The organism is Streptomyces sp. NPDC006174 (genome assembly GCF_040614075.1).
GTDB lineage: Bacteria > Actinomycetota > Actinomycetes > Streptomycetales > Streptomycetaceae > Streptomyces.
The window spans coordinates 92,617-117,042 of record NZ_JBEXTJ010000009.1 but is presented as its reverse complement, the minus strand read 5'-3'; the positions used below and the strand labels follow the sequence as shown (position 1 = coordinate 117,042).

Here is a 24,426-nt window from a genome sequence, read left to right as displayed (position 1 = left end):
CGGGTGACCCTCCTCATGTTGCCCAGACGAATAAACGATACCGCTATCGCGCACGAAACGACATCATTTCGCCATCGGAACAGCAGCACGGCTGCTGACGTACGCCGAGCAGGCGATCTCCTCGGCAGGTCGGCCGGAGGCCCCTGCTCCGTCGGCGCTCGAGTACCACCACGTTCCCGTCGAGTTGCTCGATTCCCACCTCCGCGTACGACAAGTGGTCGCAGGACCGCACCGGCTTCGCGCCGCATTCGCTCGAAGCCAGAAGCTGGGGCCACGATCTGGACTACAACGGCATGGCGCAGTGGATGGTGACCGACGGACACAGCGACTCCGTCCTTCCGCGCTCGCACCCACCCTCCGAATGCCACCGCACGACTTCACGCACGAGGGCGTTCCCGGGCCGCAACCGCGCCGGCCGGGGCATGAGCCGCGGTGAGAGGGTGCGGCGGAGGTACTTCCAGCAGACAACGCACATCGCGGTAGGCGCGGCGGCCCCGTCAAGCGTCAGGGCCGCCAAAGCCTGGCCCGCAGAGTCTTCCGTCCGCTGGTCTGGACGTCTTCCTGGGTGCCGTTCGCGCTGGCGCTCGACGGGCCGCCGTCCTGGCGCAGGTCGATGCGGCCCGCCTGGTGGGAGAACAGGGCACCGCCGGCACTCATCGTGACCTGGGCGGTGTAGGTGCCCGCCGGGAGAGCGGAGAGGTCGACGCCCTTGCCGTCCGGCGAGGTGAAGAACCCGTATCCGTACGAGCCGAAGTCGCCCGGCACCACGTGCGGACGGACCTTCTCGGTCATCTGGAGGGGCTTGAGGTCGAAGGTGTGGGTGGTGTCCGGGCCTTGCAGTGTCAGGTAGTACGCGGCGTGGTTCTTGTGGTCCGCGTTGCGGCCGGGGAGGAAGAAGACGCCGTACGCGCGCAGTTTCTGGCCGTCCATCAGGAAGCGCTCCAGCGAGAACACGGTCCCGCCGGGGACGCCGTTCGCGAGGCTGCGCTTGATCAGTCGGACGCCATTCTTGTCGCCTTTGAGCACGACTTCGAAGCCGTGGGAGGCAATTCGGCGGTCGATCGACTCGTATGCGACCAGGGGGACCCTTCGGTCGATGGTCTCGCTCTCGCTCATCACCCGGGCGGACACGCTGTATGCCCCCGGAGGCAGGGACTCGAACAATTCCCGCGCGTCGCACGCGAACCCACCGTCCTTGTACGCGGTGAAGTAGGTGTCGAAGTATTTGAGATAGAGCTGGTCCACCGGCACGGTGTCCGCGTCGGCCACCCACGCTTTCCCGTCCCGCTCAAGAACGAGCTGCTTGGTCTCCCGCGACTCGGCGTTCCCGGAGTCCTCCGTGCCGGCGGCCGTGCCGGGTATGAAGGCGTGCCCCGTCAATCTGGCGTGCTGGTGCGTGAGGGCGGCGCCTGTCAGGACGGCCAGCGCGGTGTCCCCCGTCCGGAGATTCGCCAGGTACGTGGCCGCGGCGGGCTCGTCCACGTCATTGGAGCCGATCTGGACCTCACCCCATCTCGGAGCGGCGCCTTCGGTCAGCGCGTAGATGATGCTCAGAATCGCGGAAAGGCCCTGCCGCGTCACCTCTGCATGCTTGACCAGAGCGGGGGACTCCACCATGACCAAGTTGAAATTGGAGTATCTCCGCAAGGCCGGAAGGAAGTGGACGACTTCCTGCTCGTACTGGTAGTCCCGCGTGGACGAGACAAGGTAGATGTTGCGGTCACGGTCCTCGTCCTCGGCCAGCAGCGTCGGCAGCACGGCGTCGAGCGTGTCCACATTCTCCTGAGGCTGCCCCTCACCGAGAACGGACGCGCCGAGGTTTCCGTGCCCCTGCGAGTAGCTGCCGATGAAGTACTGCGGGGTGGAGGCGACGATGTTCCGGTAGCCGTACTTCAGGCCGTAGAAGAGTGCGGCGCTGCCTCCCTTGGAGGACCCGGCGAGAACTATCGCGTCGCGCGACAGGCCCAGCTTCTCCGAGTAGGAGGAGATCAGCTCCTCGACCGCATCGGAAACAGAGAAGTCCATGTCCCGGCAGACGTAATAGGACGTTCCTCCGCCGAACCAGTCACGAATGCGCAAGACGTTGCACTGGACGCCTGAGAGGGATTTTCCGAAGCCGTACTTCGAGCCTACGGAGGAGAAGACTACGAGAAGGTTGCCATGGTCGCCTGCGGCGGGCGTGAACTCGTACTCGATCTCCCATCTCCCCCATTTCTCTGTACGTATCTCGGGGCGGCGGATCGTCGCAGTTCTGTAGTTCTGCGACAGGCGGGGGAGGGTGCTCGAAGCCTGCGAGTCGTCCGGGTGTATGTGGCTGGATTCCATGAACTACTGGCCCCTTGTCGTGAGAGTTTTTCCATTGGAGCTGCGGCTGCTCCGCAGAAACTCTTCCGATGTGGGGCCGGGCGTTTTCAGGAGAACAGCAGCCGGAGTGAGGCTACTGCATGCCCAAGCGTTGCTTCGAGGGACTGTCGGCCGGATCACACCGAGTTCCGCTGCTGCCCGTCACCAGCGCTATTGGCCCTCGCCGGTCGTCGGCCACTGCCGTCGGACCGAAAAGGGACATAAGCAGTCCAGGCGGGCACAGACGCCATCAGTGGGTTTTTCTTGCACAAAGGAGATATGTCTGTTTCTCGCGAAGTGAGTAAAACGGGCCTCCGGCCGCCTGGACCCACGTGTCACGAACTATGGTCCCCGCGTCTGCGGGGATACTCGCGGGTTCCGTACCCCTGCGCCAGCCGGCGTCCTCGTCACCGCGCCCGCGACGTCCCCAACGCAGTGACGTACAACTTGGGGACGGCCCACCGCCAACAGAGTGGTCCGGGTTACGAGCGGAACAGCGTGTCCGGCAGGTCGGGTGGGGGCGGTTGTGGACCTGAGGGGACGGGCAGGGCGTATGCGGAGGGCTTCGGCTTCGGTTGTGCGGGAGGCGGAAGCCGAGGCGCGTTCTGCCGGGCCGAGGCCAGCCGTAGCGGGTTTGCCTCGGCGGCGCGTCAATATACGCAGCGTCCTCCTTTCCCTCGGCACCGTCGTCTCGCTGGCCGGGTGCACGGTCCAGCAGGGTGATATGTGCACCCTCAGCGACATGGACTCAGGCGTCTCCGTCGTTTGGCGGCCGGCCGACTTTCAGGGGTCCGGAGGGGCCACCCTTCGGGTCTGTGTGGACGGCACCTGTGCAGAGCGCGCGTCCGGCGACCCGAGCGATCCGATCGGAATGGCGTCGGTACGGCTTCCGCAGGACATCGGGGCCAAGAAGCTGGTGGTCGAGCTGACCGTGACGCCGGCCGACGGAGGCAGCCCGGTCACCGACACCGAGCAGGCCCAGCTGACCGAGGAGCATCCCAACGGGCCGGGCTGCGAGCCCGTGGCCTGGGTTGCCTCCTTCCGTGCCGACCCGGTCAAGGGGCTGGTGTCTCCGGAAGGGCTTTCGCTTCGAGGGAGTTAGTCGTGTTACGAGGGGGCCGGCGTCCTCAGGCGCAACCTGTCGTGCGCGTCCGTGACAGCTACCGGGTGTGCGCCCGGCAGGCGGCCCGCCACCGGGAGCGGCATGCGGATCACCACCAGGTGCGGGAGCGTCAGTTCGCGTTCTGCCGGCTCGGTACGGGACGGCCGTACGCGGTTGGTCACCCTCGCCACCACCCGTACATCCAGCGTGAATTGCACCAGCACTGACGCCAACTTCGGTTTGTGCAGCGGCATCGAACCCGCCCGATGAGCCGAAGCTCCCGTTGCCGAGCCCGAGCCGTCCGCGTTGGCCATCAACTGGTTGAGGCGGAACTCGTCGGCGTTCAGGACTCCGGCGCCCAGGAGGTCTCGGGCCTGTCAGCTCCGCTCGGCCGCGCTCCGGCCGTCCGTCTGGGTCGGGCGCGGGCGTCCAGGTGGCTCTGCGCCGCCGTTTCAAACGTCATCTTGTCCCCGGCGCCCAGGACCCGCCCCGCCCTCAGGCGCGCGTGGACCGATGCCCGGAGGTCCTGGCCCCTCGCGCCGCTCGCGTGGATCGGAGGCAGCTCCGCTCCTGCGTTGGTGAGGAGAGGCAGGGCCCACGAAGCCCACGAAGCCACAGATGTGAACGCGGCGAGCGGCGGCGAGTTGCGGCTGATGGGCCCCGCCGTACGTCTCTCCCGGTCGATCGCCAAGACGCCGCTCGACCCGGAGTTCGTCAAGGTCGGGGCCTCCGGAAGGCGGTGGACGTACGAGGAGATGATCGCCGCCCTTCCCGGCCGGGACGGCGGGGACGCGGACGGACCGCGCTTCGAGCCCTCCCGTATGACCGGGGTGGTGCTGGTGCACCTGACGTACGAGTCCGTCTTCGGCGGCAATCGGGCCCGCCCACGTTCGCTGCGGCGCAGGCGGTCCGGCGAGACGTCGTGGCGGATGTACTACCACCAGGCGACGCCCGTCCCGGGTGGTGAGGGCTCCGAGCACTCCTGATTCCGCAGTTCGCGCGCCTCCGAACGAGTGGACTTGTCGGGGCGCGGCCGGGATGCGGTGCGGAGCCCAAGGGGCGGATGGTGTCGTTGCCGTCCGCTCCCCCTCCCCTGCCCGGAAGAGGCACGCCCTCATGCGACGCTCCCCCACCCGACGTCTGTTCGCCGCGATGCTGCTCGCGGCGTCCGTCCTGGCCCCGATGGCCGTGGTTCCCGCCCCGGCGGTCCACGCCGCAGGCCTCGACCAGCACGATCAGCACAGCAGACACGACCGGCACGGCGACGACTCTCCGCCCGGCGGCCTCGACCCCGCGCTGACCGCCAAGCTCGACAAGACCATCGAGGACGTCCGAAACCAGGCCGGCATTCCCGGTGCCGTCGTCGGGCTGTGGATGCCGGGGAAGGGCAGCTACGTCCACGCGAGCGGCGTCGGCAACACGGCCACCGGTGAGCCGATGTCGGCCGACACCCGTATCCGGATCGGCAGTGAGACCAAGACGTTCACCGTCACCGCGCTCCTCCAGCTCGTCGACGACAAGCTCATCAAGCTGGACGACCCGATCTCCGCCTACGTCCCCGGCGTGCGCAACGGCGACCGGATCACGCTCCGCCAACTCGCCGGGATGCGCAGCGGGCTGTTCCCTTACACCGCCGACGCCGACTTCCAGTACGACCTGCTGAGCGACCCGTACCGCTCGTTCACCCCGCGCGGCGTGCTCGCGTACGGCATGAAGCACAAGAACACCTTCAAGCCGGGCGCGGAGTTCCAGTATTCCAACTCCAACCTCATCCTGCTCGGCCTGGTGATCGAGAAGGTCACCGGTCAGCCCCTCGACCGCGTCATCCACGAGCGGGTGCTGCGCCCCGCCCACCTGCACAACACGCTCTTCCCGACCGGGGCCGAGTTCCCCGAGCCGCACGCCCACGGCTACACCGACCAGACGCTGAGCGGCGAGACCGAGGACGCCACGGACTGGAACCCCAGCTGGGGGTGGGCGGCCGGGGCGATGATCTCCGATCTGCACGACCTGCGCCGCTGGGCCAAGATCGTCGCCACCGGGGAGCTGCTGAGCCCCAGGACCCAGGCGCAGCGGCTCACGACCCGGCCGACCGGGTTCCCGGGGCTCAGCTACGGCCTGGGCATCTTCGATGCCGACGGGTGGATCGGGCACAACGGTTCCCTGCCGGGGTACGAGACCGTGACCGTCTACCTGCCCACGCAGAAGGCCACCATGGTCATCATGATCAACACGGACTCCCTCAGCGGGGGCCAGGAGCCGTCCACGCTGCTCGCCCGCGCGGTCACGCAGATCGCCACCCCGGACCACGTCTACGACGGCAGCGCCTCCCAGGGGCCCAGCACTCCCTGAGCCGTACGCACCCGGTCCGTCACCCGCGCCACCACTCTCACGTCCAGCGTGAGCCGCACCAGCCAACTCCCGTACGCCGAAAGGCCCGTGCCGCCCAGGGCACGGCTCATCCCAGCGCCTCCTCCACCAGCCTCGCCCACTGCGCCACCACCCGCGCGCGCCGGGCCGTGTCGTCGGTGAGGAGGTTGGCGAGGCCCAGGCCGCGGGCCATGTCCAGCAGGCCCTGGACCGTCTCGCGGGCGCCGGGCCGGGACTCGTCGGCGCGCAGGAGTTCGACGGCGATCCGGTGCGTCTCGCGGCCCACCCGCGCCTCCAGCTCCGTCACGCGCGGCCGCAGCTGCTCCTCGTTCGACGCCGCCACCCACAGCTGCAGCGCGGCCCGGAACAGCGGCCCGGTGTACAGGTCCACCAGCGCCGCGACCACCTCCGCACGGCCCTGCACGGGCAGCGCGCGCAAGGCGGCCGACCGCTCCTCGGCCACGTACTCCACCGCTCCGGTGAACAGGTCCTCCCGGGTCGGGAAGTGGTGCTGGGCCGCGCCGCGCGAGACTCCGGCCCGCTCGGCGACGACCGAGACGGTGGAGCCCGCCCAGCCGTGTTCGGCCAGGCAGGCCACCGCCGCTTCCAGGAGCCGCTGCCGGGTCGCCCGGCTGCGGTCCTGCTTGGGCGTGTGAGCCGATCTCGTCACACTGGAGGATGTCACCGCACCCATGCCGGGTCCCGTCGTTCGAGGAAGGCCGTCATCCCCTCCCTCGCCTCGTCGGAGGCGAACAACGCGGCGGATCGGGCGATGAGGTCTTCGGCGTACTGGTCGAAGCTCCTCAGCACCGTAGCCGTGACCAGCTCCTTCGATGCGGCCAGCCCCTGCGGTGACGCCCGGCGCAGCCCGTCCAGGACCGGTACGAGCGCCTTGTCCACGTCCTCGGCGGCCACCGTGACCAGGCCGATCCGCGCCGCCTCCGCCGCGTCGAACCGCTCGCCCGTGAGGTAGTAGCGGTTCGCCGCCGTACGGTCCACGCGCGGCAGCAGCGTCAGCGAGATCACCGCCGGGGCCAGGCCCAGCCGCGACTCCGTGAGCGCGAACGAGGACGCCTCGCCCGCCACCGCGATGTCGCACGCGGCGAGCAGGCCGAGACCTCCGGCCCGCACATGCCCGTCGACCCGGGCCACCACCGGCTTCGGCAGCGCCACGATGTCCCGCATCAGCCCGACGAACGCCTCCGGGTCCGGTGGCGCCTTCAGGTCCGCTCCGGCGCAGAACGTCGACCCGGTGTGCGCCAGCACCACCGCCCGTACGGTGTCGTCGGCGGCGGCCTCCGCCAGCGCCTCCCGGAGCCCGGCCACCAGCGCCGCCGAGAGCGCGTTGCGGTTGGCCGGGGAGTCCAGGGTCAGCGTGGCCACACCGCGGTCCCACGCCCCTGCGATCGGAGTCACTGTTCCTCCGCCTTCTCCCGGTCGCGCAGCTCGCGCCGGAGGATCTTGCCGGACGCCGCCCGTGGCACCACCGCGACGAACTCGGCCTGCCGCACCTTCTTGTACGGCGAGACCCGCTCGGCGACGTACGCCATCACGTCGTCCGTGGTCAGGCTCTCCGCCGCCGGGCCTCTGACCAGGAACGCCTTCGGGACCTCGTTGCCCTCGGCGTCGTACACGCCGATCACCGCCGCGTCCGCCACCTGCTCATGGGTCAGCAGCAGGGCCTCCAGCTCGGCCGGGGCGACCTGGTAGCCCTTGTACTTGATCAGCTCCTTGACCCGGTCGACGACGTACAGCCAGCCGTCCTCGTCCGCCCGGCCGACATCGCCCGTGTGCACCCAGCCGTCCTCGTCGATCATGTCGGCGGTGGCGTCCGGACGGCCGAGGTAGCCCTTCATCACCTGCGGGCCGCGGATCAGGATCTCGCCGTCCGCGCCCGGCTCCGCGTCCCGCGCCGGGTCCTCCAGCGACACGATCCGCATCTCGGTGTTCGGCAGCAGTTTGCCCACCGTGCCCGGCGGCGGATGCTCCACGGAGAGCGGCACCACATGCGTACCGGGCGACAGCTCCGTCATCCCGTACGCCTGCCGCACGGGCGGCAGTCCCAGCCGGGTCGAACACGCCTCCGCCAGCTCGGCGTCGAGCGGCGCGGCGGCGCTGACGATGTAGCGGAGCGAGGACAGGTCGTACTCGCCGACCAGCGGGTGCTTCGCCAGCGCCAGCACGATCGGCGGAGCCACGTACAGACCGGTGATGCGGTGCGTCTGGATGGCCTCCAGGAACTGTGCCAGGTCGAAGCGCGGCAGGACGACGATCGTCGAGCCGCAGCGGAGCGGCGCGTTCATGAGGGCCGTCAGGCCGTAGATGTGGAAGAACGGCAGAACCGCCAGGATGCGGTCGCCTTCGCCCATCGGGATGAACGGTCTCAGCTGCTCCAGGTTCGTCCCGATCGACCGGTGCGTCAGCATCACGCCCTTCGGCGTTCCGGTCGTGCCGGAGCTGTACGGGAGCGCCGCCACGTCCTCGCCGGGGTCGATGGAGACGGCCGGCTCGGGTGCGTTGGAGGCGAGCATGTCCAGGATGGAGGTGTGGCCGGCCGCCTGGTCGCAGACGTAGATCTCCTGGACTCCGCCGGTGAGTCCGGCGGCCCGGCGGGCCGTCTCCAGGAGCGGCGAGACGGTCACGATCCACTTCGCTCCGCTGTCGGCCAGCTGCTTGGCGAACTCCTCTGCCGTGGCCAGCGGATGGACCGTCGTGACGGAGGCGCCGGCGCGCGTGGCGCCGTAGAAGACCGCCGGGTACGCGATGGTGTTCGGGCTGTGGAGAGCGAGCACGTCACCCTTCCTCAGCCCGGCCTCCGCGAGTGCGGCGGCGATGCGGCGGTGGAAGCCGTCGAGCTGGGCGTACGTGAGGGACATGCCGTTCGTCCCGTCGATCAGAGCGACCGTGTCACCGAACGCGGCCGCCTCGCCGAGGACCGCTTCGTGGATGGGCACATCGAGGGCCGGTACAGCTGCGTACTCACTGCGGAACACCATGGAGGTCAACCCCTGTCGTCGCGGTGGCCCGCGCTGCCCAAGAGGCGGCGCGGGACGCCGTGCGGGTGGTGCGGAGAGTCAGAATCGCCCCTGGGGGAGGGAAAGAGGGAGAGGTCGTACGGGTTTCCATTCGGCCGGCCCTCGGTGCGGCTTCGGCGCGGGATCCCGTATGCCTTCGGTGCGGGCTTCCGTGCGACTTCGGCGCCGGCTCCCGTACGACTTCGGCGCGGGCTTCCGTACGGCTTCAGCCGGCCCTCAGTACGACTTCGGCAGGCCGAGCGACTGGTGCGAGACGTAGTTGAGGATCATCTCGCGGCTGACCGGCGCGATCCGGGCCACGCGGGAGGCGGTGATGAGCGAAGCCAGGCCGTACTCCCTGGTCAGGCCGTTGCCGCCGAGCGTGTGGACCGCCTGGTCGACGGCCTTCACGCACGCCTCGCCGGCCGCGTACTTCGCCATGTTCGCCGCCTCGCCCGCGCCGATGTCGTCGCCGTCGTCGTAGAGCCGGGCGGCCTTCTGCATCATCAGGCGCGACAGCTCCAGGTCGATGTGCGCGGTGGCGAGCGGATGCGCGATGGCCTGGTGGGAGCCGATCGGCGCCTTCCAGACCTGGCGTGTACGGGCGTACTCGACGGCCCTGCCGAGCGCGAACCGGCCCATGCCGATGCCGAACGCGGCCGTCATGATCCGCTCGGGGTTCAGTCCGGCGAAGAGTTGGAGGAGGCCCGCGTCCTCGTCGCCTACCAGCGCGTCGGCGGGCAGCCGTACGTCGTCCAGGACCAGCTCGAACTGCTTCTCCGGCGCGTGGAGTTCCATGTCGATCGGGTTGCGGCCGAACCCTTCGGTCGCGCGCGGCACGATGAAGAGGCAGGGCTTCAGCTTGCCGGACCGGGCGTCCTCCGTACGGCCGACGATCAACGTGGCGTCGGCTATGTCCACACCCGACACGAAGACCTTGCGGCCGGTGAGGACCCAGTCCGTGCCGTCGCGGCGGGCGGTGGTGGTGATCCGGTGCGAGTTGGAACCGGCGTCCGGCTCGGTGATGCCGAAAGCCATGGTGAGCGTGCCGTCGGCCAGGCCCGGCAGCCACGTCCGCTTCTGCTCGTCGGTGCCGAAGCGGGCGATGACCGTGCCGCAGATCGCCGGGGACACGATCATCATGAGGAGCGGCGAGCCCGCCGCGCCCAACTCCTCCAGCACGATGGAGAGTTCGGCCATGCCGCCGCCTCCGCCGCCGTACTCCTCAGGCAGGTTCACGCCGAGGTAGCCGAGCTTGGCGGCCTCCGCCCACAGCTCGTCGGTGTGCTTGCCCTCGCGGATGACGGTGGTCATGTAGTCGCGTCCGTACCGCTTGCCGAGGGCGGCGACGGCGGCGCGCAGGGCCTGGTGCTCTTCGGTTTCGAGGATGGTGCTCATGCGGTCTCCTCCGGTGCGGATGCGGGTGCGGGGGTGTGGCCCGGGTTCTCCTGGACCACGGCGAGCAGCGCGCCGACCTCGACCTGGTGGCCGGGTGCGGCGTGCAGGGCGGTGAGGGTGCCGGAGGCGGGAGCGAGGATGCGGTGCTCCATCTTCATCGCCTCCAGCCAGATCAACGGCTGCCCGGCCACGACGGCCGCTCCGGGCGCGAGACCGTCCGCGAGGCGGACGACGGTGCCGGGCATGGGAGCGAGGAGCGATCCGGGGTCGGTGCGGGTGGCGGGGTCGGTGAAGCGGGGCAGGACGGTGAGGGTGTACGAGGCTCCGGCGGTGTCCACGTGGACGCGGTCCCGGTCGTACGTGAGGTCGAAATGGCGGGTCACGCCGCCGAGTTCGAGCGTGACGCGGGTGGCGGTGACGGAGACGGTCCGGACGCCGTTCGCTTCGTACGGCTCCGGAGTGCCGGTGCGCGGAGTGCGGTAGGCGATCTCGTGCTCGGTGCCGTCCGGTTCACTGCGGTAGCGCTTGAGCTGAGGCTGCGAAGGGACGTTGCGCCAGGCGCCGAAGCGGGTCGGGGCGGTGCCGGTGCTGAGCGTGGTGGCGCGTACGGCTTCCGCCAAGGTGGCGGCGAGAGCGGCGGTGGCGGGATCGCCGGCTCCGGGCGCGGTGAGGTCGGCCAGGTGGCGGTCGTAGAAGCCGGTGTCGAGGCGGGCCACCACGAAGTCCGGGTGGCGCAACGACCGTACGAGCAGCGCTCTGTTGGTGACCGGGCCGTGGATACGGGCGCGCTCCAGAGCGCCGGCCAGCAGGCGGATCGCCTCCGTGCGGGTCGGCGCGTGCGCGATGACCTTGGCGAGCATCGGGTCGTAGTGGACGCCGATGGTGTCGCCGCCGGTGTATCCCGTGTCCAGGCGCAGTCCCGGCCCGTCCGGTACCTCCAGCGTGAGCAGTGCTCCGGTCTGCGGCTGCCAGTCGCGCGCGGGATCCTCGGCGTAGAGGCGGGCCTCGACGGCGTGGCCCGCTGCCGGAGGAAGCCCCGGGTCCAGCGGCTCACCTTCCGCCACCCGCAGTTGCAGCGCGACCAGGTCCACGCCGAACACGGCCTCGGTCACCGGGTGTTCGACCTGGAGGCGGGTGTTCATCTCCAGGAAGTACGGCCGGCCGTCGGCCGAGACCAGGAACTCCACGGTCCCCGCGCCTCGGTAGCCGACCGCCCGCGCCGCCGCCACCGCCGCGTCGTGCAGCCGCGCGCGCAGACCCTCGTCCAAGCCGGGCGCCGGGGCCTCCTCGATGACCTTCTGGTGACGGCGCTGGAGCGAGCAGTCCCGGGTCCCGAGCGCCCACACGGTGTCGTACGCGTCCGCCATGACCTGCACCTCGACGTGCCGGCCCCGCTCCACGTACGGCTCCGCGAAGACCTCACCGTCACCGAAGGCCGACGCGGCCTCAGCAGCGGCCGCCAGCAACTCACCCGGCAGCGAGCTCAGTTCACGAACAATCCGCATCCCGCGACCGCCACCGCCGGAAGCCGCCTTCAGCAGCAGCGGCAGATCGCCTTCACCCGCCGTCGCCGGATCCACCGGCGCCAGCAGCGGCACGCCGGCCCCGGCCATCAACTCCTTGGCCCGGGTCTTGGACGCCATCAGCTCGATCGCCTTGACCGGCGGGCCGACCCAGACGAGGCCCGCGTCCTGCACGGCGGCAGCGAAGGCGGGGTTCTCGGAGAGGAAGCCGTAGCCAGGATGCACGGCGTCCGCTCCGGCGGCCAGCGCGGCGGCCACGACCAGGTCGCCGCGCAGATAGGTGTCGGCGGGAGCGGCACCCGGCAGGCGTACGGCGAGATCCGCCTCGCGTACGTGCAAGGCGTCGGCGTCCGCGTCGGAGTAGACGGCGACCGTGGTGATGCCCAGGTCACGGCAGGTACGGAAGATCCGGCAGGCGATCTCGCCGCGGTTGGCGACGAGCAGGCTGGCAATGGTCATCTGGGCCTCACATCCGGAAGATTCGTCATGCGCGGGTCACATCCGGAAGACGCCGAAGCCGCCACGGGCGCCTTCGACCGGTGCGGTGTGGATCGCGGACAGGCACATCCCTAGGACGGTCCGGGTGTCGCGCGGGTCGATGACCCCGTCGTCGTACAGCCGCCCGGACAGGAACATCGGCAGCGACTCCGCCTCGATCTGCTGCTCCACCATGGCGCGCAGTCCGGCGTCCGCCTCGTCGTCGTACGGCATCCCCTTCGCGGCGGCCGACGCGCGGGCGACGATGGAGAGGACCCCCGCGAGCTGCTGCGGCCCCATGACGGCGGACTTGCTGCTCGGCCAGGCGAAGAGGAAGCGCGGGTCGTAGGCGCGCCCGCACATTCCGTAGTGCCCGGCCCCGTACGAGGCGCCCATCAGGACCGACAGGTGCGGGACCTTGGAGTTCGCGACCGCGTTGATCATCATCGCGCCGTGCTTGATGATGCCGCCCTGCTCGTACTCCTTGCCGACCATGTAGCCGGTGGTGTTGTGGAGGAAGAGCAGCGGAATGTCGCGCTGGTTGGCGAGCTGGATGAACTGCGCGGCCTTCTGCGACTCCTCGCTGAACAGCACGCCTTGCGCGTTGGCGAGGATCCCGACCGGATAGCCGTGCAGCCGCGCCCAGCCCGTCACCAGGCTCGTCCCGTACAGCGGCTTGAACGCGTCGAAGTCCGAGCCGTCGACCAGCCGCGCGATCACCTCGCGCGGGTCGAACGGCACCTTCAGATCGCCCGGCACGATCCCGAGCAGCTCCTCCTCGTCGTACTTCGGCGGCTCGGCGAACTCCGGATCTGCCTGCGTCTTACGCCAGTTGAAGCGGGCCACGATGCGTCGGGCCTGGCGGATCGCGTCCTGCTCGTCGACGGCGAAGTGGTCGGCGAGGCCGGACGTACGGGCGTGCATCTCGGCGCCGCCGAGGGACTCGTCGTCGCTCTCCTCGCCGGTCGCCATCTTCACCAGCGGTGGTCCGCCGAGGAAGACCTTGGAGCGCTCGCGGATCATCACGGCGTGGTCGGACATGCCGGGGACGTACGCGCCTCCGGCGGTCGAGTTGCCGAACACCACGGCCACGGTGGGGATTCCGGCGGCCGAGAGCCTCGTGATGTCCCGGAACAGCGCTCCGCCCGGGATGAAGATCTCCTTCTGCGACGGCAGGTCGGCGCCGCCGGACTCCACCAGGCTGATGCACGGCAGCCGGTTGGCGAAGGCGATCTCGTTGGCGCGCAGGGCCTTCTTCAGCGTCCACGGGTTCGACGCTCCGCCGCGTACGGTCGGATCGTTGGCGGTGATCAGGCACTCGACGCCCTCCACCACGCCGATCCCGGTGATCAGCGAGGCACCGACCGCGTAATCGCTGCCCCAGGCCGCCAGCGGTGACAGCTCCAGGAACGGTGTGTCCGGATCGACGAGCAGCTCGATCCGCTCACGCGCCGGGAGCTTGCCGCGCTTGCGGTGGCGGGTCACGTACTTCTCGCCGCCGCCCGCGAGCGCCTTGGCGTGTTCGGCCTCCAGCGCGGTGAGCTTCTCCAGCAGTGCGGCCCGATTCGCCGTGTACTCAAGGCTGTTGGTGTCGAGCGCGGTGGGCAGGACGGTCATGCGGTCACCTCCGGTACGGGGTCGGCGTCGTCCAGCAGAGCCACCGGGATCGGCAGCCACCGCGACCGCAGCCACTCCCCCACCGCCTTGGCCTGCGGATCGAACCGGGCCTGCGACGCAACGCCCTCTCCCAGGAGGCCGTGCACGATGAAGTTCAGCGCGCGCAGGTTGGGCAGGACATGGCGTACGACGGTCAAGCCGACTATCTCCGGCAGGAGTTGACGAAAGCGTTCGACGGTCAGCTCGTGCGCCAGCCACCGCCACGCGTCGTCGTCCCGCACCCAGACACCGACGTTGGCGTCGCCGCCCTTGTCGCCGCTGCGGGCACCGGCGATGAGCCCGAGCGGCGCGCGGCGGATGGGGCGGCCGGAGGGATACGGGTCGGGCAGCGGTGGAATGTCGGCGTCGGCCAACTCCCTTGTCCGACGCGGCGGTGCGATGGTGACGCGGCTTCCGTCCGGCAGCACGGCGGTGTGCTCGACCTCCTGTGCCGGTACGTGGATCGCCTCGAACACTCCGTACGGCGCGCCTTTTCCGGGCGGAGCGGTGACGTGGAAACCCGGGTAGCTGCCGAGGGCCAGTTCGACGGCGGCTCCGGAGACGGTCCGGCCCACCGCGTCGGCGTCCTGGTCGCGGACGGTGAGCCGGAGCAGCGCACTGGCCCGCTCCTCGGTGTCGGCGTCGGGATGGCCGGTACGGGCCAGCTCCCAGCGCACCTCGGCCGGCGGGCGCCCGCCGCCGCGCTCCAGGGCCTCGGCGAACTGCTCCTTCACCAGGTCCGCCTTGGCCTCGGTGTCCAGGCCGGTGAGGACGAAGACGACCTCGTTGCGCCAGCCGCCGAGCCGTGTGAGCCCGGCCTTGAGCGTGGGCGGCGGGGCCTCGCCGCGTACGCCGTCGACGCGGACCCGGTCCGGGCCGTCGGAGGTGAGCCGTACGGTGTCGAGGCGCGCGGTGACGTCGGGTCCGGCGTATCGGGCTCCGCCGGTCTCGTAGAGGAGTTGGGCGGTGACCGTGCCGACGTCGACGACGCCTCCCGTACCGGCGTGCTTGGTGATCACGGAGGATCCGTCGGCGTGGATCTCGGCGAGCGGGAAGCCGGGCCGGCGCACGTCGTGCCTGCCGAAGAAGGCGTAGTTCCCGCCGGTCGCCTGCGTACCGCACTCCAGGACGTGACCGGCGACCACCGCTCCCGCCAGCGCGTCCAGGTCGTCCGGGCCCCAGCCGAAGTGGGCGGCGGCCGGGCCGGTGACGAGGGCCGCGTCGGTGACCCGGCCGGTGACCACGATGTCGGCACCGGCCCGCAGGCAGGCGGCGATCCCGGCGCCGCCGAGGTAGGCGTTGGCGGTGAGGAAGCCCTCCGGCACGGGCAGGCTGTCGCCTTCGACATGGGCGACGGTGACCGGGACGCCTACTTTGGCCGCCAACTCCCTTACGGCGTCCGCGAGTCCGGCCGGATTCAGGCCGCCCGCGTTGGCGACGATCCGCACGCCACGCTCATGCGCCAGGCCGAGGCCCTCCTCCAGCTGGCGCAGGAAGGTGGTGGCGTAGCCCTTCTCCGGGTCCTTGAGGCGGCTGCGGCCGAGGATGAGCATGGTCAGCTCGGCCAGGTAGTCGCCGGTGAGGACGTCGAGAGGGCCTCCGGTGAGCATCTCGCGTACGGCGTCGAAGCGGTCGCCGTAGAAGCCGGAGGCGTTGCCGATACGGAGGACGGAGGCAGGGGCGGCGGTGGGGCCGGAGGCCGGGACGGGAGCGGTCACCGGTCACCTCGTGCGGCTTGCTCGGCGCGTACGGCTTGCTCGGCGCGAGGCAGGCGGCCCGGTCCCGGCGGTCCGGCGAAGGCCTGCGCGATGGAGAGCCACTGGTCGGCGTCGCGGCCTTCGGCGGTGACCGCGAGGTCGGCGCGGTGGGCGCGCTGGGTGACCAGGAGGCAGAAGTCGAGGAGCGGACCGGTGACGCGCTGGGCCGCACCTTCGGGACCGTAGGCGATCAACTCATCTCCGGGTGCGTGCAGTTCGACGCGGAACTCCTCCTGAGGCGCTTCGAGGCCACGTACCGCGTAGGCGTAGTTCCGCGCGCGCACGCCGATGCGCGCCACATGCCGCAGCCTGGCGGTGGGAGTGCGGGTGACCCCTACGGCGTCGGCGATGTCCTGGCCGTGGGCCCAGGTCTCCATGAGCCGGGCGGTGGCCATGGAGGCGACGCCCATCGGCGGGCCGTACCAAGGGATCCGGGTCCCTTCCGGTGCGTCCCGCAGCACCTTGCCGAGCCGTTGCCGCCCGTCCCGCCACCGCGCGAGCAGGGCGTCCGGAGCGTGGGCGGCGACCAAGGCGTCGGCGGCCTCGTCGACGAAGGACTCCGGAGCGGCGAGCGCCTTGGCCACCTCGTCGCCGAACCGGTCCGGCTCGGTGGCGGCCAGCAGCGCGACCTCGTCGGTCCAGGCCAGGTGCGCGATCTGGTGGGCGACGGTCCACCGCTCGGCGGGCGTCGGACCGCGCCACCGCTCGGTCTCCAACGCCGCGACCAGCGCGTCGAGTTCCTCGCTCTCCTCGCGCAGATCGTCGATCACGGCTACGACAGCGGACACGTGCGCTCCCCTCGGGACCGGGTGTGGTGCCCAGGAGCATGGCAGCGGCCCAGGAAACAATCAAGCACGCTTGCATGATTTTCTCACCTCCATGAGGGATTCCGGCTCCGGACCGGCCGCCGTGCGCGTTAGCCTCCGTCGATGACTGCCGAAAACCGCCTGGTGACCGTCCGGTTCGACGCCGACAAGCTGATCCTGGAGCTCCGCCACGACGCCGAAGGCGCGTACCACGCCTTTCCGGACGCCCGCTCCGGCACCGCCGACGCCCAGCATGTCGCTCTCTCCCTCGCGGAGGCCCTGCACGCGCGGATCCGGCCGTCCGGCACGGCGGAGGCGGTGCTGCGCGCCTGGGCGGAAGGCGGCGGACCGCCGGGTCCGGTGACCCTGGACGATCCTGCGACCGTTCCGCCGGTACGGGTGCGGGCCGGTGCGATCGTCATCCGTGACGGGGCCATGCTGCTGATCCGCTTCGAGGAGGACGGCACGGCGTACTACGAGATTCCCGGCGGCGGTGTCGAGGCCGGCGAGACGCCGGAGACGGCCGTGCTACGCGAGCTGGACGAGGAGACCGGTCTCGCCGGAACCGTCGGGCCCGAGGTGGCCCGCGTCTGGAAGGCCGGCCGGCACGAGCACTACTTCGTCGTGACCGCCACCGGCGAGGTCGGGCCGCCGGAGACGCTGGACAACTACGGCGGCACACCGGTCTGGATACCGGTGGAGCACCTGCCCACAACCGCGCTGTGGCCCCGGCGGCTGTCCTGGCGCATCGAGCACTGGCACCGCACGGGATGGCCGGAGCGGCCGGCCGAACTGGCCGACTCCATCACCGAGCTGGGCCGGCCGTGCCGGTGGTGAGGCGCCGGCCGACGGGACCGGCCGTGCGGTACACCGTCGCGCCCAGTCAGACGGGACGGGCCGTGCGGTTCACCGTCGCGTCCAGGGCCGGTTGCGAGGACGACGAGGGCCTGGAGAACGAGAGGCCGGCCATCTCGCCGCTGGTCGTCACCGAACTGGATCACCTGGTCCATCGCGACCTCGGCTTCCCGGCGGCGATGCAGGTGATGGAGGCGCTGAACTCCCGCATGGACGACGGTCAGTACCGCCTCGCCGAGCTCAAGCTCGCCGACCTGCGTACCGCCCAGGAAGTCCGGCGGAAGTACGAAGGACTGCGGCTGGATCTGGCCGACGCGGTCGGGGTGGTGCTCGCCGACCGCTATCGGACCGACCGCATCTTCACCCTGGACCAGCGCGACTTCCGGGCCATGGCCCCGCTCACGCAGGGGCTGGACGCCTTCCGGATCCTGCCCGCCGACAGCTGTTCACTCCTTGCGCCGCGCCCGCGCCTGGCTGCGTACCGCGCCCATGCTCGCGCCGATGACCAGCGCGATGGCGAGGGCGTCCGTGGTGGAGAGGGCCTGGTTGAGGATGAGGAAGCCCGCGGCCGCCGCGATCGCCGGTTCCAGGCTCATCATCACCGCGAACGTGGAGGCGGGCAGGCGGCGCAGGGCCATGAGTTCCAGGGTGTACGGGAGGACCGAGCTGAGGACCGCCACCGCCGCGCCGAGCGCCAGCGTGGACGGGACCGTGAGCTTCGCGCCGGACTCCCAGATGCCGAGCGGCAGCGAGAGGACCGCCGCCACCACCATCGCCAGCGCCAGCCCGTCCGCCTGCGGGAAGCGGCGGCCGGTGCGGGCGCTGAACACGATGTACGCCGCCCACATCACCCCGGCCCCCAGCGCGTACGCCGCCCCGACCGGGTCCAGGCGGTCGAAGCCTCCGCCACCGAGCAGCACCACGCCGACCAGCGCGAGCCCGGCCCACACCACGTTGACCAGGCGGCGCGAGGCGAAGACGGACAGCGCGAGCGGGCCGAGCACCTCCAAGGTGACGGCGATGCCGAGCGGGATCCGGTCCAGCGCCTGGTAGAACAGCGTGTTCATGCCGCCCATCGCGACGCCGAAGGCGACCACCGTGCCCCAGTCCGCGCGCGAGTGGCCGCGTAGCTTCGGCCGGCACACCACCAGCAGGATCAGCGCGGCCGCCGCCAGCCGCAGCGTGACGACGCCCAGCGCGCCCGCCTTCGGCATCAGCAGCGCCGCGACCGCCGAGCCGAACTGGACGGAGAGACCACCGGCGACCACCAGCACGACCGGCACCAGCGCCGTGCCCTTCCCGGGACCGGAGTCCTTCCGGCCGGCCGTGTCCAGAGCGGGTGCCGCCTCGGGTACGGCGACGGCCGCGGCGGCGGCCGGCTCCGAAGCGCTGGGCTGGACGTTCACGGGCGGCCTTCCGGAGGTACGAGGAGTGGGCGGGCGTCACGTCCCACGCCCACCCACGGTAGAGACCCGCGCGCGTCCCGTGAAATGCCTTCTGGGCTCCCGTTATGCTCCAAACGCATGAACCGAAGGAGGCGCGTCCCATGAGCCACCCGGAAGGCGGAGGACCCGCGGCGGACCCCGGCCGCCCCGCACCCGCCACCCGCGCCGTCGAACTCCGCCATCTGCGGGCCTTCCTCGCCGTCGCCGAGGAAGGCAACGTCACCCGGGCCGCCGCGCACCTCGGCCTCACCCAGCCCGCCGTCTCCCGCACCCTCGCCGCGCTGGAGCGCCACCTCGGCATCCGGCTCGTCGACCGCTCCACCCACCACCTGGCCCTCACTCCCGAAGGCGTCGCCTTCCGCGACAAGGCCGCCGCAGCCGTCGCCGCCTTCGACGAGGCGCTCGACACCGGGCGGCTGCACCACTGGCCGCTGCGGCTCGGGCACGCCTGGTCGGCCTTCGGCCCGTACACCACACCGCTCCTGCGCACCTGGCAGGAACGCCATCCGGACACCCCGCTGGAGCTGCTCCGGATCGACGACCGCACCGCCGGGCTCACCCGCGGCGAGGTCGACGCGGCACTGCTGCGCGGACCGGTGGAGGCGCCGGGGCTCGTCACGGAGGTGCTGTTCACCGAGGCCCGGGTGGCGGCGGTGACGGCGGACGGCCCGCTCGCCTCGGTGACGTCGCTGCGCCTCGCCGACCTCGCCGGCGGCCCCGTCGTCCTGAACACCGTCTCCGGCACCACGACCCCCGGCCTCTGGCCGCCGCACGCCCGGCCCGCCGCCACGCTCACCGTCGCCAACACCGACGACTGGCTGACCGCCATCGCCGCAGGCCGCGGCAACGGAGTCTCGGCCGCCTCCACCTCCGCCATGCACCCGCACCCGGGCGTCGCCTACGTCCCCCTCGACGACGCGCCGGGCATCCCGGTCCTCCTCGCCCGCCGAGACGGCCCGGGCCACCCGGCCCTGCCGAAGCTGGCGGAGCTGGCCCGGGAGATCGTGGCGCGAGGATGAGGCCGCGGGCTCCGTGCCGTACGGAGGCTGCTCCAAGGCCTCCGACCCGCACCCGCAGAGCTACTCCAGGACCTCCGGCAGCGTCAGCCGGACCGGGCCGCAGCCGATGCGCTCGGCCCCGGCCGCCACGTACGTCGGCAGCAGGGCCCGGACCAGGTTCGGCCCCTTCCCCTTCTCGCTGCTGACCGACTGCGTCCGCTCGACCACGAACGCCTCCTCACCGGTCTGGCACTGCGCGAGGTGGACGCCGCGCGTCACATCGATCGAGCCGAACCCCGGCGGGCCGGTCTTCGCTCGCTCCAGCCGGGTGCCGCCGTTTCCCGCGTCGTGGGCGAAGATCCGGGCCGGCGCCGGGTCGACGACCGTGGTCAGCCGCAGCTAGCCCGGCGGGTGGAGGCCGCCCGCCTCGCAGGTCCGCGCGGCACCGCCGACGGAGACGTCGGGCAGCGAGGCGATGCTCAGCGGCATCGCGCGCCTGCCCTCGGCGCCGTCGCTCCAGCTCTCGCCCCACAGCGTCACCGCCGACGGCCGGCCGGCCGCATCGCACGCCTCGGGCAGGATCAGCATCGCCCGGTCGCTCGCGACCAGCCCGTCGAGCGCGTCCGGCAGCGGCGAGGCCGAGCCGCTGAAGTGGCGGTCGATCCACTCACGCCGCTTCTCCAGGGCCTCGGGCACCGGGCCGTAGGTGAGTGTCAGTCGGTCGTGAAAGCCGTTCGACCGGCCGGAGGAGTCGTTCGAACCTGAGGACGCCACCGAGACCGTGCAGGTCGCCGTCCTCCCGCCGGAGCCGGGAGCAGCTGATTCGGTGGACGTCCGCTCCGAGCCGGACGTGCGGAGCATGCGCTCACCGAGGAAGCCCGGCCCCGCTGTCCGTCGCCCGGAGCCCGACGCCGGATATGAGCACCGCCCCGGCCAGGACCGCACCGAGGACCACCCACCTCCTCCGCCGCCGCTTGCCACCGTCTTCCACGACGTTCCCCCTTGCGAACAACGACGATCACTGCAAACGGCTCGATGCTGGCGCGCACTCTTCCGAGCCCCGGCTCTCACCTCACGCGGGCGGCGATCGTCCGCGCGCAGACCAGCGATTCGGTACGCGTGGTGTCGACCTCCACGTCGTAGACCACGCCGCGGTGGACGAGCTCCGCCTGCGCCGCCGCCATGCCCACGACCCGGTCGCCACGCGCGATCTCCCGGCCCGCCGCGACCTCGCTCTCACACCGCACACCGACCCACAACACGCCTAGCCCGCACAGCCGTTCACGCCACCGCCGCTGGCCCGCCGCGCCACTCAGGAACACCTCGTCGACGATGATCCGGGCGCCCGCGCGGGCCATCGCGGCGACGCCTTCGGTCCAGGCGTCCTCCAGCTCCCGGAACTCCGGCCCGATGCCCACACCGCCGTCCGGGCCGAACGTGATCCCGGCTTCCGAGGCCTGGAGAGCGGCGGGCATCGCGTCGACCATCGTGTCGGTCCCGAGCGCGAGCCACGGGTCCGGCAGGACGGCCTGCAGACACCGGACGATCCCGGACTTGCCGGAGCTGGAACCTCCGTTGAGCAGGATCACTCGAGTCTTCGACACGCTTTCTCGGGTCTTCACGCGCGTCACCGTACAAGCGCCCGGAGCCACGGCCAACGCGTTTCAGGGGCGGCCGTCCTCCATCTCTTCCGCGATCACCTCCGCCAGGTGACGGGCCCGGCGTCCGGCCAGCTGGTCCAGTTGCGTACGGCAGGAGAACCCGTCCGCCAGCAGCTCCGCACCCGGCTCCGAACTCCTTACCGCAGGCAGAAGTTGCTCCTCCGCACACGCAACGGACACCTCCCAGTGGCCTTTCTCGAAGCCGAAGTTCCCGGCCAGGCCGCAGCACCCGCCGCTCAGCTCGCCGGTCAGCCCCATCCGCTCGCGCAGCCGCCGCTCCGCCGCGTCGCCGAGGACCGCGTGCTGGTGGCAGTGGGTCTGGCCGACGGCCGGACGGTCCAGGCGTGGCGGGGTCCAGTCGGCCGCGTACTCCTCCAGGTACTGCGCGAACGTCCTCACCGAGGCGGCCAGTTCGGCGGCGCGCGGGTCGTCCGGGAGGAGTTCGGGCAGGTCGGTACGGAGGGTGGCGGCGCAGCTCGGTTCGAGGACGACGAGCGGCTGGCCCGGAAGCGGGTCGAGCCGGTCCAAGGTACGGCGCATGACCCGGCGTGCCGCGTCCAGCTGGCCGGTCGACACGTAGGTCAGGCCGCAGCACACTCCGCTCGGCGGCGGCAGCACCGTACGGCCCGTCGCCTCCTCCAGCACCCGGACCGCCGCCCGGCCCACCTGCGGCGACAGGTACTCGGTGAAGGTGTCCGCCCAGACCCGCACCACCCGGTCGGACGAGAGGATCCGCGTCTCCTTGCCTTGGCGGCCCCGCAGCCACCGGCGGTACGTCTCCGTCGCCAGCACCGGGATCGTCCGCTCGGGCGCGATACCGGCCAGCCGTTTCGCGAGGGCAGCCAACGGGCGTACCGCAGCGAGTGCGTTGAGCGGACGGGCGAAAGGTGCGGCCAGGCGCAGCCAGCGTGGGAGGCGGCCCATCGCGTAGTGGGCGGCGGGTCGGAGCCGGCCTCGGTAGTGGTGGTGCAGGAACTCCGCCTTGTACGTGGCCATGTCGACACCTACCGGGCAGTCGCTGCGGCAGCCCTTGCACGAGAGGCAGAGGTCGAGCGCGTCCCGGACCTCCGTGCTCCGCCAGCCGTCCGTGATCACCTCGCCGGCGAGCATCTCGTGCAGCAGCCGGGCCCGGCCCCGCGTCGAGTGCGCCTCCTCGCCGGTCGCGCGGAAGGACGGACACATGACGCCCGCGCCCGTCGCCTGGGTCGTACGGCACTTGGCGACGCCGACGCACCGCCGCACCGCGCCCGCGAAGTCGCCGCCGTCCTGCGGATAACCGAAGGCCACGTCCACCGGACGCTTCGGCAGGACGTCGAAGCGGAGGTTGCTGTCGAGCGGCGCCGGGCGGACGAGCATGTCCGGGTTCAGGCCGCCGTCCGGGTCCCACAGGTCCTTGAACGCGCCGAAGAGCGCGACGAGTTCGTCTCCGTACATCCGTGGCAGCAGCTCCGCGCGTGCCTGGCCGTCGCCGTGTTCGCCGCTGAGCGAGCCTCCGTGCGCGACGACGAGGCCGGCCAGCTCCTCGGAGAAGCGGCGGAACTTTGACACGCCTGCCGGAGTGAGGAGGTCGAAGTCGATGCGTACGTGGATGCAGCCGTCGCCGAAGTGGCCGTACGGCGTTCCGCGCAGGCCGTGCGCGGCGAGCAGGGTCCGGAAGTCGCGGAGGTAGGCGCCGAGCCGGGCGGGCGGGACCGCGCAGTCCTCCCAGCCGGGCCACGCCTCACTGCCGTCGGGCATCCGGGTCGAGGTGCCGGCGGCGTCCTCGCGGATGCGCCACAGGGCCCGCTGTCCGGCCAGGTCGGTGATCACCGTGCCGTCCACCGCGTCGGCCGCCCGCAGGACGCGCTCGGCGTGCGCCCGGGCCTCCGCCGGCGTGTCACCGCCCGTCTCGACGAAGAGCCAGGCGGCTCCGCGCGGCAGGATTCCGGCCGGTTCGCGTACGAGGTCGGCGGCCATGCCCTCCACGGTGAGCGGGCCGTACGGGAGGAGGCCCGGAGCCGCCTCGGCCGCCGCCGACTCGTCGGCGTACCCGAGGACGGCGAGCGCGCGGGCGCGCGGGGCCTCGACCAGGCGGACAGTCGCCTCGGTGACCACGGCGAGCGTCCCTTCGCTGCCGCAGAACGCGCGTACGGGGTCGGGACCGCCGGGATGTTCGGGGAGCAGGGCGTCGAGCGCGTAGCCGGAGATGCGGCGCGGGAGGCCGGGACAGCCGGTGCGGAGGAGCGCGAGGTGGCCGTCGACGAGTTCGCGTACGCCTGCGGGGCCTGAGCCGGTCCCCTGCTCCAGCCGCAGCGTCTCGCCTCCGTACCGCACCACCTCCAGCGCGCGTACGTTGTCCGCCGTCGTGCCCCAGGCCACCGAGTGCGCGCCGCAGGAGTTGTTGCCGATCATGCCGCCGAGCGTGCAGCGGCTGTGCGTGGACGGGTCCGGGCCGAAGGTGAGGCCGTGCGGGGCGGCGGCGGCGCGCAGGTCGTCCAGGATGACGCCGGGCTGGACGGTGGCGGTGCGGGCGGCCGGGTCCAGCGCGAGGATCGAACGCAGGTGGCGGGTGAGGTCCAGGACGAGGCCCGTTCCGGTCGCCTGGCCCGCGATGGACGTGCCGCCGCCGCGCGGGACGACCGGTACGCCGTACTCCTGGCAGACCGTCAGCGCCGCCGCGATGTCCTCGGCGTCACGCGGTGCCAGGACGCCGAGCGGGACGCGGCGGTAGTTGGAGGCGTCCATCGTCGTCAGGGCCCGGGCGGTGGGGCCGAAATCGCTCTCGCCGCGTACGGCGGAGCGGAGTGCCGTGACGAAAGCCGGAGACGGTCCGGTATGCGGGCGATGCTGTTCGGCCATGGCTTCAGGATGCCGTCGGTACAGATGAACTCTTGGGATGTGGACGGACATAATCCCGCAAGCCGCTCAAAGAAGGCCACAAGATCTTCCCAAACAGACCGTCAAGTCTCCTATAGTGACCAAGACTTGAGCAGGAATTAACAGCTCCAGTTGTACATGATCGCCCGCACCCGTGGCGAACTG

At 71.4% G+C, this 24,426-nt stretch carries 20 protein-coding genes and 1 pseudogene; 6 read left to right on the top strand and 15 right to left on the bottom strand.

Annotated features, from left to right (window positions below; translation table 11 throughout):
- Nucleotides 1–504: 504 nt before the first annotated feature.
- Nucleotides 505–2,325: a hypothetical protein gene (locus ABZ267_RS21500; RefSeq protein WP_356899720.1), complete on the bottom strand. Its 1,821-nt coding sequence runs from the start codon at nucleotides 2,323–2,325 to the stop codon at nucleotides 505–507.
- Nucleotides 2,326–3,214: 889 nt separating this feature from the next.
- On the opposite strand from ABZ267_RS21500, the gene ABZ267_RS21495 reads away from it, so the two are divergent.
- The 3 genes from ABZ267_RS21495 (at nucleotide 3,215) to ABZ267_RS21485 (ending at nucleotide 5,797) form a co-directional block, all read left to right on the top strand.
- Nucleotides 3,215–3,445: a hypothetical protein gene (locus ABZ267_RS21495; protein WP_356899719.1), complete on the top strand. Its 231-nt coding sequence runs from the start codon at nucleotides 3,215–3,217 to the stop codon at nucleotides 3,443–3,445.
- Nucleotides 3,446–4,098: 653 nt separating this feature from the next.
- Nucleotides 4,099–4,431 (top strand): DUF4440 domain-containing protein, encoded by a 333-nt coding sequence (locus ABZ267_RS21490; RefSeq protein ID WP_356747861.1) that lies wholly within the window; start codon nucleotides 4,099–4,101, stop codon nucleotides 4,429–4,431.
- A 130-nt stretch (nucleotides 4,432–4,561) separates the two neighbouring features.
- Nucleotides 4,562–5,797, top strand: a complete 1,236-nt coding sequence (locus ABZ267_RS21485; RefSeq protein WP_356747456.1) for a serine hydrolase domain-containing protein — start codon at nucleotides 4,562–4,564, stop codon at nucleotides 5,795–5,797.
- Here the strand turns inward: ABZ267_RS21485 and ABZ267_RS21480 are convergent.
- The 9 genes from ABZ267_RS21480 to ABZ267_RS21440 form a co-directional block, all read right to left on the bottom strand.
- Nucleotides 5,758–5,907, bottom strand: coding sequence for a hypothetical protein (locus ABZ267_RS21480; protein WP_356747454.1), 150 nt, complete (start codon nucleotides 5,905–5,907; stop codon nucleotides 5,758–5,760). The genes ABZ267_RS21485 and ABZ267_RS21480 overlap by 40 nt on opposite strands.
- Complete coding sequence (locus ABZ267_RS21475) at nucleotides 5,904–6,509, bottom strand: TetR/AcrR family transcriptional regulator (protein WP_356747452.1); 606 nt, start codon at nucleotides 6,507–6,509, stop codon at nucleotides 5,904–5,906. Before ABZ267_RS21475 ends, ABZ267_RS21480 begins: the two co-directional genes overlap by 4 nt.
- The gene (locus ABZ267_RS21470; protein ID WP_356747450.1) at nucleotides 6,497–7,231 is read right to left on the bottom strand and encodes an enoyl-CoA hydratase family protein; all 735 of its coding nucleotides are present in this window, start codon (nucleotides 7,229–7,231) and stop codon (nucleotides 6,497–6,499) included. The genes ABZ267_RS21475 and ABZ267_RS21470 overlap by 13 nt, the downstream gene beginning before the upstream one ends.
- A complete protein-coding gene (locus ABZ267_RS21465) occupies nucleotides 7,228–8,811 on the bottom strand; it encodes a 4-coumarate--CoA ligase family protein (protein ID WP_356747448.1) in 1,584 nt (527 codons plus the stop codon). Before ABZ267_RS21465 ends, ABZ267_RS21470 begins: the two co-directional genes overlap by 4 nt.
- 255 nt (nucleotides 8,812–9,066) lie before the next feature.
- The gene (locus ABZ267_RS21460; protein WP_356747446.1) at nucleotides 9,067–10,227 is read right to left on the bottom strand and encodes an acyl-CoA dehydrogenase family protein; all 1,161 of its coding nucleotides are present in this window, start codon (nucleotides 10,225–10,227) and stop codon (nucleotides 9,067–9,069) included.
- Nucleotides 10,224–12,209, bottom strand: a complete 1,986-nt coding sequence (locus ABZ267_RS21455; protein ID WP_356747444.1) for a biotin carboxylase N-terminal domain-containing protein — start codon at nucleotides 12,207–12,209, stop codon at nucleotides 10,224–10,226. The genes ABZ267_RS21460 and ABZ267_RS21455 overlap by 4 nt, the downstream gene beginning before the upstream one ends.
- A 36-nt stretch (nucleotides 12,210–12,245) precedes the next feature.
- Complete coding sequence (locus ABZ267_RS21450) at nucleotides 12,246–13,844, bottom strand: carboxyl transferase domain-containing protein (protein ID WP_356747442.1); 1,599 nt, start codon at nucleotides 13,842–13,844, stop codon at nucleotides 12,246–12,248.
- On the bottom strand, nucleotides 13,841–15,601 hold the full coding sequence (locus ABZ267_RS21445) for an acyclic terpene utilization AtuA family protein (RefSeq protein WP_356747440.1): 1,761 nt from the start codon (nucleotides 15,599–15,601) through the stop codon (nucleotides 13,841–13,843). Before ABZ267_RS21445 ends, ABZ267_RS21450 begins: the two co-directional genes overlap by 4 nt.
- Nucleotides 15,598–16,428 carry a TIGR03084 family metal-binding protein gene (locus tag ABZ267_RS21440; protein WP_356747438.1) on the bottom strand — a complete coding sequence of 277 codons (831 nt, stop codon included), beginning with the start codon at nucleotides 16,426–16,428 and terminating at the stop codon, nucleotides 15,598–15,600. Before ABZ267_RS21440 ends, ABZ267_RS21445 begins: the two co-directional genes overlap by 4 nt.
- A gap of 141 nt (nucleotides 16,429–16,569) precedes the next feature.
- Between ABZ267_RS21440 and ABZ267_RS21435 the strand changes: the two genes are divergently transcribed.
- A complete protein-coding gene (locus ABZ267_RS21435) occupies nucleotides 16,570–17,283 on the top strand; it encodes an NUDIX domain-containing protein (protein WP_356747437.1) in 714 nt (237 codons plus the stop codon).
- 110 nt (nucleotides 17,284–17,393) lie between these two features.
- Nucleotides 17,394–17,741: pseudogene (locus tag ABZ267_RS21430) on the top strand (VapC toxin family PIN domain ribonuclease); the annotation flags it as partial.
- Between the two features lie 6 nt (nucleotides 17,742–17,747).
- Here the strand turns inward: ABZ267_RS21430 and ABZ267_RS21425 are convergent.
- A complete protein-coding gene (locus ABZ267_RS21425) occupies nucleotides 17,748–18,707 on the bottom strand; it encodes an EamA family transporter (RefSeq protein WP_356747435.1) in 960 nt (319 codons plus the stop codon).
- 140 nt (nucleotides 18,708–18,847) lie between these two features.
- Here ABZ267_RS21425 and ABZ267_RS21420 point away from each other — a divergent pair, with 140 nt between their 5' ends.
- The gene (locus tag ABZ267_RS21420; RefSeq protein WP_356747433.1) at nucleotides 18,848–19,765 is read left to right on the top strand and encodes a LysR family transcriptional regulator; all 918 of its coding nucleotides are present in this window, start codon (nucleotides 18,848–18,850) and stop codon (nucleotides 19,763–19,765) included.
- Between the two features lie 60 nt (nucleotides 19,766–19,825).
- Here the strand turns inward: ABZ267_RS21420 and ABZ267_RS21415 are convergent, their stop codons facing one another.
- From ABZ267_RS21415 to ABZ267_RS21400, 4 genes are all read right to left on the bottom strand, one after another.
- Nucleotides 19,826–20,023 (bottom strand): hypothetical protein, encoded by a 198-nt coding sequence (locus ABZ267_RS21415; protein WP_356747431.1) that lies wholly within the window; start codon nucleotides 20,021–20,023, stop codon nucleotides 19,826–19,828.
- 120 nt (nucleotides 20,024–20,143) lie between these two features.
- Nucleotides 20,144–20,605, bottom strand: a complete 462-nt coding sequence (locus ABZ267_RS21410) for a hypothetical protein (RefSeq protein WP_356747429.1) — start codon at nucleotides 20,603–20,605, stop codon at nucleotides 20,144–20,146.
- 206 nt (nucleotides 20,606–20,811) lie between these two features.
- Complete coding sequence (gene cpt, locus ABZ267_RS21405; protein ID WP_356747859.1) at nucleotides 20,812–21,333, bottom strand: chloramphenicol phosphotransferase CPT; 522 nt, start codon at nucleotides 21,331–21,333, stop codon at nucleotides 20,812–20,814.
- A gap of 75 nt (nucleotides 21,334–21,408) precedes the next feature.
- Nucleotides 21,409–24,243 (bottom strand): FAD-binding and (Fe-S)-binding domain-containing protein, encoded by a 2,835-nt coding sequence (locus tag ABZ267_RS21400; RefSeq protein WP_356747427.1) that lies wholly within the window; start codon nucleotides 24,241–24,243, stop codon nucleotides 21,409–21,411.
- Nucleotides 24,244–24,426: the final 183 nt, after the last annotated feature.

Excerpts from the sequence above, each read along its gene's own strand:
- ABZ267_RS21500 (WP_356899720.1), bottom strand. The coding sequence starts at position 2,325 with ATGGAATCCAGCCACATACACCCGGACGACTCGCAGGCTTCGAGCACC.
- ABZ267_RS21495 (WP_356899719.1), top strand. The coding sequence starts at position 3,215 with ATGGCGTCGGTACGGCTTCCGCAGGACATCGGGGCCAAGAAGCTGGTG.
- ABZ267_RS21490 (WP_356747861.1), top strand. The coding sequence starts at position 4,099 with ATGGGCCCCGCCGTACGTCTCTCCCGGTCGATCGCCAAGACGCCGCTC.
- ABZ267_RS21485 (WP_356747456.1), top strand. The coding sequence starts at position 4,562 with ATGCGACGCTCCCCCACCCGACGTCTGTTCGCCGCGATGCTGCTCGCG.
- ABZ267_RS21480 (WP_356747454.1), bottom strand. The coding sequence starts at position 5,907 with ATGAGCCGTGCCCTGGGCGGCACGGGCCTTTCGGCGTACGGGAGTTGG.
- ABZ267_RS21475 (WP_356747452.1), bottom strand. The coding sequence starts at position 6,509 with ATGGGTGCGGTGACATCCTCCAGTGTGACGAGATCGGCTCACACGCCC.
- ABZ267_RS21465 (WP_356747448.1), bottom strand. The coding sequence starts at position 8,811 with ATGGTGTTCCGCAGTGAGTACGCAGCTGTACCGGCCCTCGATGTGCCC.
- ABZ267_RS21460 (WP_356747446.1), bottom strand. The coding sequence starts at position 10,227 with ATGAGCACCATCCTCGAAACCGAAGAGCACCAGGCCCTGCGCGCCGCC.
- ABZ267_RS21455 (WP_356747444.1), bottom strand. The coding sequence starts at position 12,209 with ATGACCATTGCCAGCCTGCTCGTCGCCAACCGCGGCGAGATCGCCTGC.
- ABZ267_RS21450 (WP_356747442.1), bottom strand. The coding sequence starts at position 13,844 with ATGACCGTCCTGCCCACCGCGCTCGACACCAACAGCCTTGAGTACACG.
- ABZ267_RS21435 (WP_356747437.1), top strand. The coding sequence starts at position 16,570 with ATGACTGCCGAAAACCGCCTGGTGACCGTCCGGTTCGACGCCGACAAG.
- ABZ267_RS21420 (WP_356747433.1), top strand. The coding sequence starts at position 18,848 with ATGAGCCACCCGGAAGGCGGAGGACCCGCGGCGGACCCCGGCCGCCCC.
- ABZ267_RS21410 (WP_356747429.1), bottom strand. The coding sequence starts at position 20,605 with ATGCTCCGCACGTCCGGCTCGGAGCGGACGTCCACCGAATCAGCTGCT.
- ABZ267_RS21400 (WP_356747427.1), bottom strand. The coding sequence starts at position 24,243 with ATGGCCGAACAGCATCGCCCGCATACCGGACCGTCTCCGGCTTTCGTC.